The organism is Pseudarthrobacter sulfonivorans (genome assembly GCF_024391045.1).
Classification (GTDB): Bacteria; Actinomycetota; Actinomycetes; order Actinomycetales; family Micrococcaceae; genus Arthrobacter; species Arthrobacter sulfonivorans_B.
On record NZ_JANFCZ010000016.1, the window covers coordinates 53,085 to 66,606 of the forward strand.

Genomic DNA, 13,522 nt, shown 5'->3' on the forward strand with positions numbered 1-13,522 from the left:
TCTCATGGGTATGTCCAAACCACGTCGCCTGGGTGCTGTTGCCGCCGCGACAATTTCCGTCCTGCTGCTCGCCGCGTGCGGCGGTTCGGGCGGGTCCGGCGGCACCAGCACTGGTGGCACGGGCGGCAAGGTGGATGGCGCCGGTAAAACGCTCAACGTCCTGATGAACGTGACCGCGCAGTATCCCCAGGAGCAGCAGGCCTGGTTCAAGGAGATGAGCACCAAGTTCAAGGCGGAAACGGGAGCCGACATCCAATGGGAGACGTTCGCCACCGCCAACGACGAGATGACCCGGATCCAGACCTCCGTGGTGTCCGGCCAGGGCCCTGACGTCTACGGGCTGGGCACCACGTTCACCCCCACGGCTTACTCCACCGGGGCTTTCGTGAAGCTCGGTGACAACGAGTGGAACCAGCTTGGCGGCAAGGACAAGTTCGTTCCCGCCGCCCTGGGCATTTCCGGCCCGGACAAGGACAACCAGATCGGCATCCCCTTCGTGAGCCGGCCCTTCGTGATGGCCTACAACACCGAACTGCTGGCCGCGGCCGGCATCGATAAGCCGGCCACCACATGGGACGAATTCACCGAACAGGCCAAGAAGCTCACCAAGGGCGACCAGTACGGCGTCGCGGTGGCCTACAAGGACAACTTCGATCCGTGGAAGTACATCTGGGGAATGTCCATCCAGGCCGGCAACCCCCTCATCGACGGGGACAAGGTCCGCCTGGACGATCCCATCACCAAAAAGGCCTACGAAACCTACTTCGGTTGGGTGACCAAGGACAAGGTGGTTGACCCTGCCTCGGTTGGCTGGGCCAACCCGCAGGCCCTGGCCGCTTTCGCGGCCGGCAAGGCAGCCTACTTCCCCATGACCTCCCCGCTGTCCATACCCGCGCTGGACGCCTCGGCAGTCAAGGGCAAGTACAAGTACGCCCTGATGCCCACCGTTCCGCCGGGCGCCACCTCCAACCCGTCCGGTGGGAAGCCCGCGTCAAGCATTCTTTCCGGTGACAACCTGGTGGTTGCGGACTACTCGAAGCAGAAGGATCTCGCTTTCGCGTTCATCAAGATGATCACTGACAAGGATGTCCAGCTCAACTACTTCAAGGTCTTCGGCCAGCTTCCCGCCAACGCGGACGCTGCCAAGGAGCTCGCCAGCAATGAAGTGATCGCGCCTGCCCTTGACTCCGGTGCAAAATCCGTCGCCACGCCGTTCAGCGGTGCCTGGGGCGATGTCCAGTTGTCGCTGACCAACGTGGTGGTCCAGTCCATTCCGGACCTTTCCGCCGGCGCGGTCAGCGATGCCAGCCTCTCCCAGCGGCTGAAGGACGAACAGGCGAAGTCGCAGACTGCCCTGGACCGGGCCAAGAAGTAAGACCTGCCGGACAACCGCGGAAGGTTACGGAACATGGCAAGTAGCGTTACCGAGCCCCGGCCGTCGGACAGCAGTCCGGCGGCCGGGGCGCCCGCCGGATCCGGCGGGCCCATGCCGGGCGATAAGCGCCGAAAGGGGCTAAGCGAAAAGAACCGGCCTCTGTGGCTGCTCATTCCCGGCGGCTTCCTGATGACGGTGGTCATCCTCATCCCGCTGGCCATGGGCATCTGGATGTCCGTGATAGACCTGGACCAGTACTCCCTGCGCCGGTGGGTCAGTGCCGAATTCATCGGTATCCACAACTACATCGAAGCGGCAACGAGCAGCGACCTGCTCCGGTCGATCTGGCTGTCCGTGTCCTTCGCGGTGATCTCCACGGTGGTGACCATCCCGCTGGGCGTGGCGGCCGCCGTCGTCACCCAGAACGCCTACCGCGGCCGCGCCCTGGTGCGTTCGGTCTTCCTTATCCCCTACGTCCTGCCGTCATTCGTGGTGGCCAGCGTGTGGCGGACCATGCTGCAGCCGGACGGCATCGTGAACGTGACGCTGACCAATATGGGCATGAACGGCGGTTTGTGGCTCAACGGCCCCAGCTCGTACTGGACGCTGGTCTGGGTTGAAATCTGGGCGGCCTGGCCGTTCATCTACCTGCTTGCCCTCTCCGGCCTGCAGGCAGTTGACCATGAAGTCCACGAGGCATCAGCCTTGGACGGTGCCCTGTGGTGGAACAAGCTGCGCTACGTGATCTTTCCCTATTTGAAGGGACCGGTCTCGCTCGCCTTCCTGCTCGCCACACTGAACCACATCAACAACTTCACGCTCCCGTATGTCCTGTTCGGCGCACCGGCGCCGTCGGACGTGAACGTGCTGCCCATCCTGGTTTACGTCACCAGCTTCCAGAGCTTCCGGTTCGGGCTGAGTGCCGCGATGGCTGTCGTTTCACTGGTCCTGATCGCCATTCCGCTCTTCATCTACCTGCGTGCGGTACGGCTTGACGTGCACGAGGGAGGAAAGAAATGACCATCGACGCAGCGAACCCGATCGAGCGGCAGGCTAAACAGCCCATCCGGCGTGATGCCGCCCTGGAAGTCACGCGCCTGATGCCGAGGCCGCTGCTGGCCATCATCACGGTCCTGCTGTGCGCCCTGGTGCTGATCCCCATCCTCTACATCTTCCTGGCCTCGTTGAACACGGACGTGGGTGTGGCCAGCGGCGAGTTCTGGCCGAGCAGCTTCTCCCTGGACAGCTACACCAAGATTTGGGACTCGGTGGGCCTGGCGAAGGCCATCGGGAACAGCCTGATCGTGTCCGGTGCCACGGCGATTGTTTCTGCCCTGATGGCCATCGGAACGGCCTACGTGCTGGTCCGGTTTGAATTCCGGAGCCGCCTGACCGTGTTGCGTGGCCTGCTGGGACTCCAGTCCATCCCCGGAACCCTGATGCTCCTCCCCGTCTTCGTGCTGTTTTCATCTGCGGGAACCTACCTGGGTGTGACAGTCATTGGAACCCTCTGGGGCCTGTTCATCGCCTACCTGACCTTCGCGCTCCCGTTCTCCACCTGGGTCATGGTCACCTACCTCCGGGGCCTGCCACGGGAACTGGAGGAGGCGGCCCGCATCGACGGCGCCTCCAACCTCGGAATCCTGTTCAAGATCATCATTCCGCTGAGCTGGCCCGGAATCATCGTTTCCGCGATCTTTGCGTTCCTACTCGGCTGGAACGACGTCCTGTTCGCGTCGGTCTTCACCCGCCCGGACACCCACACCGCGGCCGTGGCCCTGCAGGTCTTCGCATCGGCGGTTGAAGGCGGCGCAATCCCCGTGTATTCGCAGATGATGGCGGCATCGCTGGTGTGTGCCGTACCCGTGGTGGTGCTCTACTTCATGTTCCAGAAGTACCTCGTCGGCGGCCTGACAGCGGGCAGCGTCAAATAAGGAGCGTCAAATAAGCGGCGGTCACATAAGCAGTGTCAATTAAACAGGCGGGAACGTCCCAGCAGGCAAAAAGAACTCCGTCCGAACCGGCGACAGCCAGGTTCGGACGGAGTTCTTTTGCGTGGGCACTGCCGTGGCGCCGGTTCGTGAACCGGTTCCCGCAGCATCCCCGCTTAGGGTGTAGCCGACTACGGTGTAGGTTCTCCGGCGTTGTCCGCGGAGTCGTTACGCGCCTGGTGCTCGGCTGAAGCAGGCTGCCCCTGGGCGGCAGTTCCCGCGGCTGGCTGCTCGCTGACGCGGACCCCGTACTGGGGCCGGCCGTCCGGAAGGTCGGGGTAGCGGACCGCCGACACGGGCGTCTTGGCCGTCTGCTGCGCACCCTCCGGCTGCATGCCCTGCCCGGGCTCTGCGGCGTGGCCGGAAGGCTGTCCCTGGGTGCCTGGTGCCGGAGCGGCGCCCTGCTGGCCGTAGGGATCGTTCCATCCCGCGGGGCGTGCCGGTGCCTGCCCGGGCTGCTGGCCCGGCTGACCGTGCTGGCCCGGCTGGCCGTAGTGCTGGTTCTGGTAACCCTGCGGTCCGTAGGGAGCTCCGGCTGCGTCGGATCGGGTCATGGGCAGTTGCTGGAGCAGCCGGCGGGCCTCATGGGCCGCCTCCACCGAAACAATGACGTCGTAGTTGGTGGCCACCACCTGGCTGGTTGAGGTGAAGTCCCGCTTCCCGCGCTGCATGGCGTAAGTGACGATGCCGAACAGCATAAAGAATGCCGCGCCCATCAGTACCGACGCCAGGATCGAGAAGTAGCCGGGCGAGGGTGCAAAGAAGGACAGCATGACGCCGACAAACAAGCCGAACCACATACCGCTGAGCGCACCGGACAGTGCCACCCGCGGATAGCTGAGGCGACCGGTTACCCGCTCCACCATTTTGAGTTCGTTGCCCACGATGGAAACCATCTGGACCGGGAACTGCTGGTCAGCGAGGTAGTCCACCGCCTTCTGGGCATCCAGATAGGAGGTGTACGAGCCGACGGTGTCACCGGACGGAACCATGCGGGCGTCGTCCGGCCCGTTGGGGCTGCCAGCCTTAGGGGCACCAAAAATGTTTGACATACACCCATTGTTGCCCATCAGCATGTGTGCCGCCTGAAATTCAGCTAAAAGAGAGCAGACTCGGTAGCCTGTAGGCGTGAGCACAAATCTTTCGCGCGTCTTTGTGGCCCGCCTTCTGGGTCTTGATGTCTTCGACCCCTTGGGCGACCGCCTGGGGCGGCTTCGTGATGTTGTGGTGCTCTCCCGCGGTAGCCGGGGTGCCCCGCACGTGGTGGGCATCGTCGTCGAAGTTCCCGGCAAGAAGCGCGTTTTTGTGCCGATGACCCGCATCACCTCGATCGACCAGACGCAGATCATCTGTACCGGACTGGTTAACCTTCGCCGCTTTGAGCAGCGCGGCGCGGAGACGTTGGTGGTCGCGGAAATGTTTGACCGTCGCGTCACCCTCCGGGACGGCAGCGGCGACGCCACCATCGAGGACATCGCCATGGACCAGCACCGCTCCCGCGACTGGTTCGTGAGCAAGCTGTTTGTCCGCCGCGGCCATTCGCTTTCCCCGCTGAGCCGTTTGCGGCGCAACGAGACCATGATCATCGACTGGGCCGACGCCCTGCAGGGCGCACGGACTGAGCCGCAGGCCGCCACCCAGTTCGTGGCCAACCATGAGGACCTCAAGCCTGCGGACTTCGCCGACGCCCTGCAGGAAATGAGCGACAAACGGCGTTTTGAGGTGGCCAGCGAACTCCAGGACGAGCGGCTCGCGGACGTGCTGCAGGAGCTCCCGGAGGATGACCAGGTGGAAATCCTGTCCGCCCTGGACGTCCAGCGCGCGGCCGACGTCCTGGAAGAGATGGATCCGGACGACGCCGCCGACCTCCTCGGCGAGCTGCCCTCCGCCCAGGCGGAGCAGCTGCTGCAGCTGATGGAACCTGAGGGCGCAGAGGACGTCCGGCGGCTGCTCGAGTACGACGAAGACACCGCCGGCGGCCTGATGACTCCGGTTCCGGTCATACTGCCGCCGGAGGCGACCGTCGCGGAAGCCCTGGCCCATGTCCGCCGCGAGGAGCTGTCCCCCGCGCTGGCCTCCTCCATCTTCGTCGCCCGGCCGCCCCTGGAAACCCCCACCGGCCGCTTCCTGGGCGTGGTCCACATCCAGCAACTGCTGCGGTTCCCGCCGTTCGAGCCCCTGGGCAACCTGGTGGATAAGAACCTGGAGCCGCTGTCTGACCAGGCCCATATCAGTGAAGTGGCGCGCACGCTTGCCACCTACAACCTGAATTCGCTTCCCGTGGTCAGCGATGACGGCCGGCTTGTGGGGGCGGTGACTGTTGATGACGTTTTGGATCATATGTTGCCCGACGACTGGCGAGCCAATGATGGCGAAGTTCCGATAAGAAAACTGGGAGGCCGCATTGGCTGAGACCGGCCCCTCCAAGAATTCCGTTCAGCCCAAGGGTGTCGGACAGCCCAAAGGTGCCCAACGCGGGGCTGCCAAACCACCGGTCAAAGGCGGCCTCGACACACCCCTGAGCGGCCGCCAGCGGATGCTGCCGAAGTTCTCCCCCAACCCTGACGCGTTCGGCCACGCCACCGAGGGCTTTGCCCGGTTTATGGGCACGCCGCAGTTCCTGGTTTACATGACGGTGTTCTGCGTCTTCTGGCTGGTATGGAACACCTTCGCTCCGGAGCAGTGGCAGTTCGACTCGCAGGCGCTGGGCTACACGCTGCTCACGCTCATGTTGTCCCTCCAGGCCTCCTATGCGGCCCCGCTGCTGCTGCTCGCCCAGAACAGACAGGACGACCGCGACCGCGTCTCACTCCAGCAGGACCGGCAGCGGGCCGAACGCAACCTTTCCGACACCGAATACCTCACCCGGGAGCTGGCGTCGCTGCGGATTGCCCTGCGCGAAGTGGCCACCCGCGATTACGTCCGGGCGGAACTGCGCTCACTCCTGGAAGACATGCTCGAAGCGCAGGAGGAATTGCGCACGCATGACCCCGCCGGGTCCGGCAGCCACGAGTCACCCCGCGACAAGGTCAAGGAAAGACTCAAGGAAAAGCGCGACAAACAGCGGGGCCCCCGCACGCAGCAGATACCGAAAGTGAAGCCAAGCCACGTCGCCACAGGCCCCGCCACGGGCGGGGCCAAGGAACCCACCGCCCCGAAACACATCCCTACCTCCGAAAGCTGAGCACTGCCCGAATGAGCGCCACCCTGGAGCAGGCAGTCCACGCTGCGCTGGCTACCGTCATCGATCCTGAACTGCGCCGCCCCATTACGGAACTGGGCATGGTGGAGTCGGTGGACATCACGAGTGACGGAACAGTCCGGCTGGCCGTCCTCCTCACCATCGCCGGTTGTCCCCTACGGGGCACCATCACAGCCGACTCCGAACGTGCCCTGTCCGCCGTTCCCGGAGTGGCCGCCGTCGAGGTTGAACTGAAGGTGATGAACCAGGCCCAGCGGGATGCCCTGAAGGAGCAACTGCGGGGGCCCGGGGGCCAGCGCGGCATTCCTTTCAACGAGCCCGGGTCGCTGACCAAGGTGTACGCGGTTGCCAGCGGCAAGGGCGGCGTGGGGAAGTCCTCCCTCACGGTCAACCTGGCCTGCGCCCTCGCCGCGCAAGGGCTCCGCGTGGGGATCGTGGACGCTGACGTCCATGGCTTCTCGGTTCCTGCCCTGATGGGCATTACGCAGGCGCCCACCCGGGTGGACGACATGATCCTCCCGCCGGTGGCATACGGCGTCAAGGTGATCTCGATCGGCATGTTTGTCACCGGCAACCAGCCTGTTGCCTGGCGTGGCCCGATGCTCCACCGAGCCTTGGAGCAGTTCCTGACCGACGTCTACTTCGGTGATCTTGACGCCCTTTTCCTCGACCTTCCGCCGGGCACCGGGGACATCGCGATTTCCGTCGCGCAGCTGCTGCCCAAGGCACAGATCCTGGTGGTCACCACCCCGCAGGCCGCGGCAGCCGACGTCGCCGAACGCGCCGGTGCCATCGCCACCCAAACGGGGCAGTCCCTGGCCGGCGTCATCGAAAACATGTCCTATCTGGAAATGCCCGACGGCGGGCGGATGGAACTGTTCGGCAGCGGCGGCGGGGCTGTCCTCGCCGAGCGGCTCACGGCGACGGTGGGCGCCGATGTTCCCTTGCTGGGGCAGATCCCGCTGGACATCCTGTTGCGCGAGGGAGGCGACGCCGGTACTCCCATTGTGCTTGGCCGGCCGGAAACACCGGCCGCCATTGCCCTGAACGGGATCGCCGGAAAACTTGCGGCCAAGCCACGCGGCCTGGCGGGCCTGAAACTGGGACTGCAGCCCCGCTGAGGCGGCGGCCGCGGTCCGCTAGGTGGCCTCGGTGTCGAACGGAGCCGGCACGCCCGGCGGCAGGGACTGAACCACCCGTTCGGGCCGGGCCGGAGCTCCTGGCGTGCTGCCGGCGGCAGCGGCGCCTGCGACGGCGGCCACAGCGGCGGGCGCCCCGGGGCTGACCGGCTTGGTGTCGTCGTCCAGGAGGGCTTCCCGGATAATGCGGCGGGGGTCGTACTGCCGGGGATCATACTTCTTCCAGTCGACATCCTCGATGTCGATCCCGACTTCTTCCTTGATCTGCTCCCGCGCACCGGAAGCCATCCGGCGGACTTCCTTGACCAGGTTCGCCAGTTTCTGGGTGTATTCGGGCAGCCTCTTGGGACCGATCACCAAGATGCCAATGATCAGGAGCAGGAAGAACTCGGGGCCGTTGATTCCAAACACTTTAGGAAGATTACCCTCTCCGAAGCCGCTCTGACGATTCGGGCCTGGCGGGCTGAAAACCTGCCGTCATTGCCCTGCCAGCATCTCCCCGATTTTGTGTATTCCGCGTTCCATCCGCGCCGCCGGCGATTCGTCCGCGGCCGTTGCGGGGCCGGTGCCGGACGCTGCACTGGCGCCTGCGTCGATGCCCTCAGCGGCGACGGAACTCAGCTGCCGGAGCACCGGGAGCGTGTCGTCCGCCTGGTCGGCGGGGAGGTCGGACTCCACGGTAAACGTGGCTGCGGCCGTGGCATAAGTGGCCGTCCAGGGCGCGAGGCTGCTGACCACCGCGTTTCCGGTCCCGGGCCCCGCCGCGGCATGATGCTGTTCCACCACCGTTGCGTAATGCTGCCCGTCGGAGAGGTGCAGCTCCACGGCCGGCAAGCCGTTGACGGTGACGGCGTTGGCGCTCCGGATCTGAAAGCCAAGTGACTCGAAGCCCGGGCACACCCATCCCTCCGTGCGGAGCGCCGACAGCTGCCCGAGAGTGAGCGCACTGCCGTCCGCGGGCAGCTGGGCTGCGTGCTGCATCAGGTTACCGTTCATGGCAGCCCCTGCCGCCGGAAGCGCGTCCCCGCCCAGCGCGAAGGCGCTGACTGCAAGCATTCCGGCTGCGGCGGCCGTGCCGCCGGCCGTGAGTGCAAGTGCCCGCACGCCGGGGTGCGGCCTCGGGGCTGGCTCCGGAGTGGCGGCCAGGAGCTCGGTCCTGGCCAGGAGGCGGGCCGTCAGGTCGTCGCTGGCCGGCGGCACGGCTGCCTCGCGGAGCCGCTCGATGTACTGGCGTTCGCGCTTTACGGCCGCCGCGCACTCGGGGCAGCCTTGGAGGTGTTCAGAGCCGCGGTTGTGCCGGCGGCCAAAGGGGTTCTGGATCGTCATGGTGCCGATCAGAGGATGCCGGCGATACGCGGCAGCGACAGCTTTGGCTTCCGGCCTTGCTGCGGGCGGGGGTCACGGTGTGCCAGCTTCTCGCGCAGCATGGTGCGGCCCCGGTGGATCCGCGAACGCACCGTGCCAAGTTTCACTCCCAGCGCGGCGGCCACTTCGTCGTAGGACAGGCCTTCCAGGTCGCAGAGCACGACGGCGGCGCGGAAGTCCGGCGGCAGTTCCTCGAGGGCGGCCTGGACGTCCAGGTCGAGGTTGTTTAGCTCGAAACTCTGTTCAGGACCTGGCTCGCGCCCGGGGATCCGGGATTCCGCGTCTTCGCCCAGCGCGTCGAAGCGTATGCGGCTCTTCCGCCGCGCCTGGTCCAGGAACAGGTTGGTGGTGATCCGGTGCAGCCAGCCGTCGAGGGTTCCGGGCTTGAAGTTTTCCAGGGAACGGAAGACCCGCACGAAGACTTCCTGGGTGAGGTCCTCGGCGTCGAACTTGTTTCCGGTCAGGCGGTACGCGAGGCGGTACACCTTGGCGGAGTGGTTGGACACCACTTCTTCCCAGGTGGGCCGGACCCATGCGGCGGCGGAAAGTTCTGTTGCAGGGACAGGTGCCACATCTGATGACATCGTCCACTCCCCTCGTGGATTGCTATCGCCCGGATACTGTTGACATCTCTGGTTCGGCGCCGACCACCTCGCGGATGAGCGGATCTCCATCATTTCAAATTTGGCTGGGAATTTCCTGATCGGCGGGGCCCTTCAGCCGACGGCGCAACGGATTCCTTCCGCGGCTGGCACCACCGGACACAGTAGGCTGTACTAGACACTCCCCTGCCGCCCAGAAAGCGAATTCCCCATGAGCGCCGACAAGTCCACGAGCTGGTCCTATGCAGAAGATCTGCCCGCCGAGGACGAGGTCATGCTGCGTGCCCGGGAGCGTTCCTTCGAACTGGGTGTTACCCCCATCGGGACGGGCGTTGGCGCGGTCCTGACCGTGCTCGCTGCCGGGTCCAAGGCCCAGACCGCGGTGGAGATCGGAACGGGGGCCGGCGTCTCCGGGGTCTGCATCCTGCGCGGCCTTGGTCCGCACGCGGTACTCACCACCATCGACGTGGATGTGGAGCACCTGAAGGCCGCACGGGAGGCGTTTTCGGAGGCCGGCAGCCCGGCCAACCGTACCCGGACCATCTCCGGCCGTGCGGGCGATGTCCTGCCGCGCCTCACCGATGCCGCCTATGACCTGGTGTTTATCGACGCCGACAAGCCCGGCCTGCCCGGTTACGTGGAGCAGGCCACCCGGCTCCTGAAGGCCGGCGGACTGCTGATCATCAACGACGCCCTGGACAAGGACCGGGTGGCCAACCCTGCCGCCCGGGATGCCAATACGGTGGTGTTGCGCCAGGTGGGGAAGGCAATTCGCGACGACGACAGGCTCGCCTCAGCGATGCTGCCCACCGGAAGCGGCCTGCTGGTCGCCGTCAAGAAATAGGACAGGGCCCGCAGCCTGTAGCCGCGCACCCTGTCCCACTGGATTTTCCGGTCCCGAAGTTATTCGGTAACGCCCACGAGGCATTCCTTAAGGTTGGCCGCCTCCGCAGCGTTCAGTTCCACCACAAGCCGTCCGCCGCCTTCGAGCGGTACGCGCATGATCAGGCTGCGGCCCTCCTTGGTGACTTCCATAGGGCCGTCGCCCGTGCGTGGTTTCATAGCCGCCATGAGGAATTTCCCCTCCATTTAGTCCCAGGACATAGCAGCCCGGGCGGGCTGTGTCCGCATGGTCAAATCAAGCCGCCGTGGCGGCCCGTACTGATGCCGCCATTGCTGAACATTTTGAATCCTGTTGTCCCTGCTTACTCCCTATTATCCTGTAATTACCCGCACGTAGCTAATCGATGGACATTTGCGGCCGCGTCGGATTCCCTGAGCTGCGGGCCCGGTGCAGTGGACCGTCACGGCGGATAATCGCCGCCGCCCGGAAGCTGCGCCCACGCCCACAGCCAGACGATCCACACGACCTGGAGCAGGACAAACATCACCACGACTGTGCCGCGGAACGCCCGCGAGCGGGACACCAGCGCTGCCCCGAGCGCCAGCGGAAACAACGGAAGGAGCATCCGGAAGGTGCTGGTCTGCGGGTGCAGGAACAGCAGCAGGTACCCCATGTAGCAGGCGCACCACAGGCGCAGCTCCGGGCCAAGCCGCACCACCGGTTTGGTGAACAGCAGGAGCGCAAAGAGGCCCGCGAAGAGGAACGGGGCCAGGATGCCCAGGACCGGGCCGAAAAGGTCCACGCCGGTGTCAAACCACGGCTTGAAGGGCACCAGGTCCTGCCCCCGCCACACCGTTTCGGTCTTGGTGTAGGCCGCGATGTCGCCGGTGGAAATCCAGGCCGCCACCGGCCACGACAAGGCGGCGGCGCTGCACACGGCGGTGAGGCCGGCCAGGGAAACCAGTTCGCGAACGCTATGGGATCCTGCCGCCCCGGTTCGGACCCGGTGCGCCGCCCTGGCGATCAGGAGGATTCCCAGCATGGCTGCCAACGGGACGCCCACCGGGCGGGAAAGGCACAGGAGCACCACTGCCGGCATGGCCCACAGATAGTGCTGCCGGAGCACCAGCAACAGTGTGGTGGCCAGCAGGAAGATGGTGAGGGGTTCGGCATAGGGGACCTGCAAGATGGCCGAGACGGGAAAAGTCGCGAAAAACGCCGTTCCCCACATCGCCGTAGCGTGCGGTGCCTTGTGCCTGAACAGGCAATACACGGCCAGGGCGGCACCAAGTCCGGACACCATGGCCACCACCGTCAGCGCCGCGGCCGGGCTGGCTCCCGTCAGGCCTGCCAGCCCGCGGCCGAGGGCAGGGAAGAGCGGGTAGAAGGCCCATCCGTTTTCCTGCACGTTGCCCGCGCCGTCCGTGGGCAGGGTGGAGGGGTATCCGTTAGTGATGATCCGGGCGTACCAGCGGGCATCCCAGATGTTGATGAAGTTCCAGTAATCAGGGTTGGGGGGAAACCAGGGATTTGGTCCCTGGTGCCGGGCGGCGGCGATAAAGATGCAGGCACTGACCAGGCGGGCCGCGATGTAAAGGGCTGCTACCTGCAGCCACCACGGCCAGCCGCGGACGGCACCCGTGGCGCGGGCGCCAAGGGCGGTGAGGGACGCCGTCGGGCCTGTCCTGTCACCGGTTCGAGTGCTCAAGTGCCGGTCTCCGGCGGCGCCGCCCGTTCGGCTTCCAGCAGCCTGGTCCGGAGCTCTCCCAGTTCCGCGTCTTTGGCTGCCAGTTGGTCGCGCAGTTCGTCGAGGACCTGGTCCACCTGGTCCATCCGGTAGCCGCGGAGACCCAGGGAGAACCTGATGTGATCGACGTCCGCCGGTGCGGCTTCCGCCGGCAACAACACCGGCGGAAGGTTGGCCGGGGGCTGGGCGAACCCGGCGTAGAGCAGTCCCGCCGCCGGAGAGTCTTCGTCCGCGGGGGCGGCGGCGGAATTGATGCCACGGCCCGGGTTACGGCGGACACGGCTCAGGATGCCGCGGGAACCACCGGTGCCGGCCCACAGGGCGGCGCCGATGAGCACAACGGCGAGGAAGACGAGGAAAAAACTCACAGCACCCATCGTGCCAGATCCGGGCGACCCGGCTATTCGGGCCGCTGGTCCCCGTTGGTTGAGGGCGCCCGGACCGTGCCGTGCAGCACACGCTCCACAGCCTCGGCGGGATCGTCCACCACCTGGATCAGGTCCAGGTCCTTTTCGGAAACCATCCCTTCAGCTACCAGCGTGCCGCGGATCCATTCGATCATCGGCCCCCAGAAGTCAACGCCCAGGAGCACGATCGGGAACGACGTCACTTTCCGGGTCTGGACCAGGACCATCGCCTCAAACAGTTCGTCCAGGGTTCCCAGTCCGCCGGGGAGGACAATAAAGCCTTGGGCGTATTTGACGAACATGGTCTTCCGCGCAAAGAAATAGCGGAAGTTGATGCCGAGGTCCACCCACTGGTTCAGGCCCTGTTCGAAGGGCAGTTCGATGCCCAAGCCAACAGAGACGCCGTTTCCTTCCACGGTGCCGCGGTTGGCGGCTTCCATGGAGCCCGGCCCGCCGCCGGTAATGACCGCCACGCCGGCGGTTGCGAGGTGCCGCCCCACCGCCATGCCCATTTCGTAGAACGGGCTCCCCGGTTTGGTGCGCGCAGACCCGAACACGCTCACGGCCGGCCCCAGGTCAGCGAGCGCTCCGAAACCCTCGACGAATTCGCTTTGGATCCGCAGCACCCGCCACGGATCAGAATGGACGAACTGCCCGGCGCCCTTGGTATCGAGCAGATGCTGATCGGACATTTCCACAGCTGCCTGCTTGCGGCGTAGTTCGAGGGGACCCTTACGGCGCGGCTGAGTGGATTTTGCCGGATCTGCGTTGATGCTCATCCCCCTAGGCTAGTGCCCCCGTGCCGTGCCGGCGGCAGGTATCTCTTGAATCACGATTCAGCGGGAACATG

The 13,522-nt window shown here is 65.5% G+C and carries 15 protein-coding genes; 7 read left to right on the forward strand and 8 right to left on the reverse strand.

Features of this window, described 5'->3' with window-relative positions; genetic code table 11:
• The first annotated feature begins 4 nt into the window (after positions 1 to 4).
• From NQJ30_RS11870 to NQJ30_RS11880, 3 genes are all read left to right on the forward strand, one after another.
• Positions 5 to 1,375, forward strand: coding sequence for an ABC transporter substrate-binding protein (locus tag NQJ30_RS11870; RefSeq protein WP_374113255.1), 1,371 nt, complete (start codon positions 5 to 7; stop codon positions 1,373 to 1,375).
• Positions 1,376 to 1,408: 33 nt separating this feature from the next.
• A complete protein-coding gene (locus NQJ30_RS11875) occupies positions 1,409 to 2,395 on the forward strand; it encodes a carbohydrate ABC transporter permease (protein ID WP_255770122.1) in 987 nt (328 codons plus the stop codon).
• Between the two features lie 80 nt (positions 2,396 to 2,475).
• On the forward strand, positions 2,476 to 3,309 hold the full coding sequence (locus NQJ30_RS11880; protein ID WP_255770164.1) for a carbohydrate ABC transporter permease: 834 nt from the start codon (positions 2,476 to 2,478) through the stop codon (positions 3,307 to 3,309).
• Positions 3,310 to 3,497: 188 nt separating this feature from the next.
• Here the strand turns inward: NQJ30_RS11880 and NQJ30_RS11885 are convergent, their stop codons facing one another.
• Positions 3,498 to 4,418, reverse strand: a complete 921-nt coding sequence (locus tag NQJ30_RS11885) for a general stress protein (protein ID WP_255770123.1) — start codon at positions 4,416 to 4,418, stop codon at positions 3,498 to 3,500.
• Positions 4,419 to 4,494: 76 nt separating this feature from the next.
• Here NQJ30_RS11885 and NQJ30_RS11890 point away from each other — a divergent pair, with 76 nt between their 5' ends.
• The 3 genes from NQJ30_RS11890 (at position 4,495) to NQJ30_RS11900 (ending at position 7,689) form a co-directional block, all read left to right on the forward strand.
• A complete protein-coding gene (locus NQJ30_RS11890) occupies positions 4,495 to 5,778 on the forward strand; it encodes a magnesium transporter MgtE N-terminal domain-containing protein (RefSeq protein ID WP_255770124.1) in 1,284 nt (427 codons plus the stop codon).
• 124 nt (positions 5,779 to 5,902) lie between these two features.
• Complete coding sequence (locus tag NQJ30_RS11895; RefSeq protein ID WP_308215216.1) at positions 5,903 to 6,550, forward strand: DUF1003 domain-containing protein; 648 nt, start codon at positions 5,903 to 5,905, stop codon at positions 6,548 to 6,550.
• An 11-nt stretch (positions 6,551 to 6,561) separates the two neighbouring features.
• Entirely contained in the window at positions 6,562 to 7,689 is a 1,128-nt protein-coding gene (locus NQJ30_RS11900) for an Mrp/NBP35 family ATP-binding protein (RefSeq protein WP_255770126.1), read from the forward strand.
• Positions 7,690 to 7,707: 18 nt separating this feature from the next.
• On the opposite strand, the gene NQJ30_RS11905 is transcribed toward NQJ30_RS11900, so the two are convergent.
• The 3 genes from NQJ30_RS11905 to sigE form a co-directional block, all read right to left on the reverse strand.
• Positions 7,708 to 8,118: a Sec-independent protein translocase TatB gene (locus tag NQJ30_RS11905; protein ID WP_255770127.1), complete on the reverse strand. Its 411-nt coding sequence runs from the start codon at positions 8,116 to 8,118 to the stop codon at positions 7,708 to 7,710.
• A 66-nt stretch (positions 8,119 to 8,184) separates the two neighbouring features.
• Entirely contained in the window at positions 8,185 to 9,033 is an 849-nt protein-coding gene (locus NQJ30_RS11910) for an anti-sigma factor family protein (protein ID WP_255770128.1), read from the reverse strand.
• Positions 9,034 to 9,041: 8 nt separating this feature from the next.
• The gene (gene sigE, locus NQJ30_RS11915; RefSeq protein WP_255770129.1) at positions 9,042 to 9,656 is read right to left on the reverse strand and encodes an RNA polymerase sigma factor SigE; all 615 of its coding nucleotides are present in this window, start codon (positions 9,654 to 9,656) and stop codon (positions 9,042 to 9,044) included.
• A gap of 229 nt (positions 9,657 to 9,885) precedes the next feature.
• On the opposite strand from sigE, the gene NQJ30_RS11920 reads away from it, so the two are divergent.
• Positions 9,886 to 10,518 (forward strand): O-methyltransferase, encoded by a 633-nt coding sequence (locus tag NQJ30_RS11920; RefSeq protein WP_255770130.1) that lies wholly within the window; start codon positions 9,886 to 9,888, stop codon positions 10,516 to 10,518.
• Between the two features lie 59 nt (positions 10,519 to 10,577).
• On the opposite strand, the gene NQJ30_RS11925 is transcribed toward NQJ30_RS11920, so the two are convergent.
• From NQJ30_RS11925 to NQJ30_RS11940, 4 genes are all read right to left on the reverse strand, one after another.
• The gene (locus NQJ30_RS11925) at positions 10,578 to 10,745 is read right to left on the reverse strand and encodes a DUF3117 domain-containing protein (RefSeq protein WP_009357720.1); all 168 of its coding nucleotides are present in this window, start codon (positions 10,743 to 10,745) and stop codon (positions 10,578 to 10,580) included.
• A 233-nt stretch (positions 10,746 to 10,978) separates the two neighbouring features.
• Complete coding sequence (locus NQJ30_RS11930) at positions 10,979 to 12,226, reverse strand: hypothetical protein (protein WP_255770131.1); 1,248 nt, start codon at positions 12,224 to 12,226, stop codon at positions 10,979 to 10,981.
• The gene (locus tag NQJ30_RS11935; RefSeq protein ID WP_255770132.1) at positions 12,223 to 12,642 is read right to left on the reverse strand and encodes a DivIVA domain-containing protein; all 420 of its coding nucleotides are present in this window, start codon (positions 12,640 to 12,642) and stop codon (positions 12,223 to 12,225) included. Before NQJ30_RS11935 ends, NQJ30_RS11930 begins: the two co-directional genes overlap by 4 nt.
• Before the next feature lie 23 nt (positions 12,643 to 12,665).
• Positions 12,666 to 13,451, reverse strand: a complete 786-nt coding sequence (locus tag NQJ30_RS11940; protein WP_255770133.1) for a TIGR00730 family Rossman fold protein — start codon at positions 13,449 to 13,451, stop codon at positions 12,666 to 12,668.
• Between the last annotated feature and the right edge of the window lie 71 nt (positions 13,452 to 13,522).

What these genes read in the sequence shown, in the direction of transcription:
- NQJ30_RS11900 (WP_255770126.1), top strand. Translation starts at nt 6,562, where the DNA reads ATGAGCGCCACCCTGGAGCAGGCAGTCCACGCTGCGCTGGCTACCGTC.
- NQJ30_RS11910 (WP_255770128.1), bottom strand. Translation starts at nt 9,033, where the DNA reads ATGACGATCCAGAACCCCTTTGGCCGCCGGCACAACCGCGGCTCTGAA.
- NQJ30_RS11875 (WP_255770122.1), top strand. Translation starts at nt 1,409, where the DNA reads ATGGCAAGTAGCGTTACCGAGCCCCGGCCGTCGGACAGCAGTCCGGCG.
- NQJ30_RS11940 (WP_255770133.1), bottom strand. Translation starts at nt 13,451, where the DNA reads ATGAGCATCAACGCAGATCCGGCAAAATCCACTCAGCCGCGCCGTAAG.
- NQJ30_RS11935 (WP_255770132.1), bottom strand. Translation starts at nt 12,642, where the DNA reads ATGGGTGCTGTGAGTTTTTTCCTCGTCTTCCTCGCCGTTGTGCTCATC.
- NQJ30_RS11895 (WP_308215216.1), top strand. Translation starts at nt 5,903, where the DNA reads ATGCTGCCGAAGTTCTCCCCCAACCCTGACGCGTTCGGCCACGCCACC.
- NQJ30_RS11870 (WP_374113255.1), top strand. Translation starts at nt 5, where the DNA reads ATGGGTATGTCCAAACCACGTCGCCTGGGTGCTGTTGCCGCCGCGACA.
- NQJ30_RS11880 (WP_255770164.1), top strand. Translation starts at nt 2,476, where the DNA reads ATGCCGAGGCCGCTGCTGGCCATCATCACGGTCCTGCTGTGCGCCCTG.
- NQJ30_RS11920 (WP_255770130.1), top strand. Translation starts at nt 9,886, where the DNA reads ATGAGCGCCGACAAGTCCACGAGCTGGTCCTATGCAGAAGATCTGCCC.
- sigE (WP_255770129.1), bottom strand. Translation starts at nt 9,656, where the DNA reads ATGTCATCAGATGTGGCACCTGTCCCTGCAACAGAACTTTCCGCCGCC.
- NQJ30_RS11885 (WP_255770123.1), bottom strand. Translation starts at nt 4,418, where the DNA reads ATGTCAAACATTTTTGGTGCCCCTAAGGCTGGCAGCCCCAACGGGCCG.
- NQJ30_RS11925 (WP_009357720.1), bottom strand. Translation starts at nt 10,745, where the DNA reads ATGGCGGCTATGAAACCACGCACGGGCGACGGCCCTATGGAAGTCACC.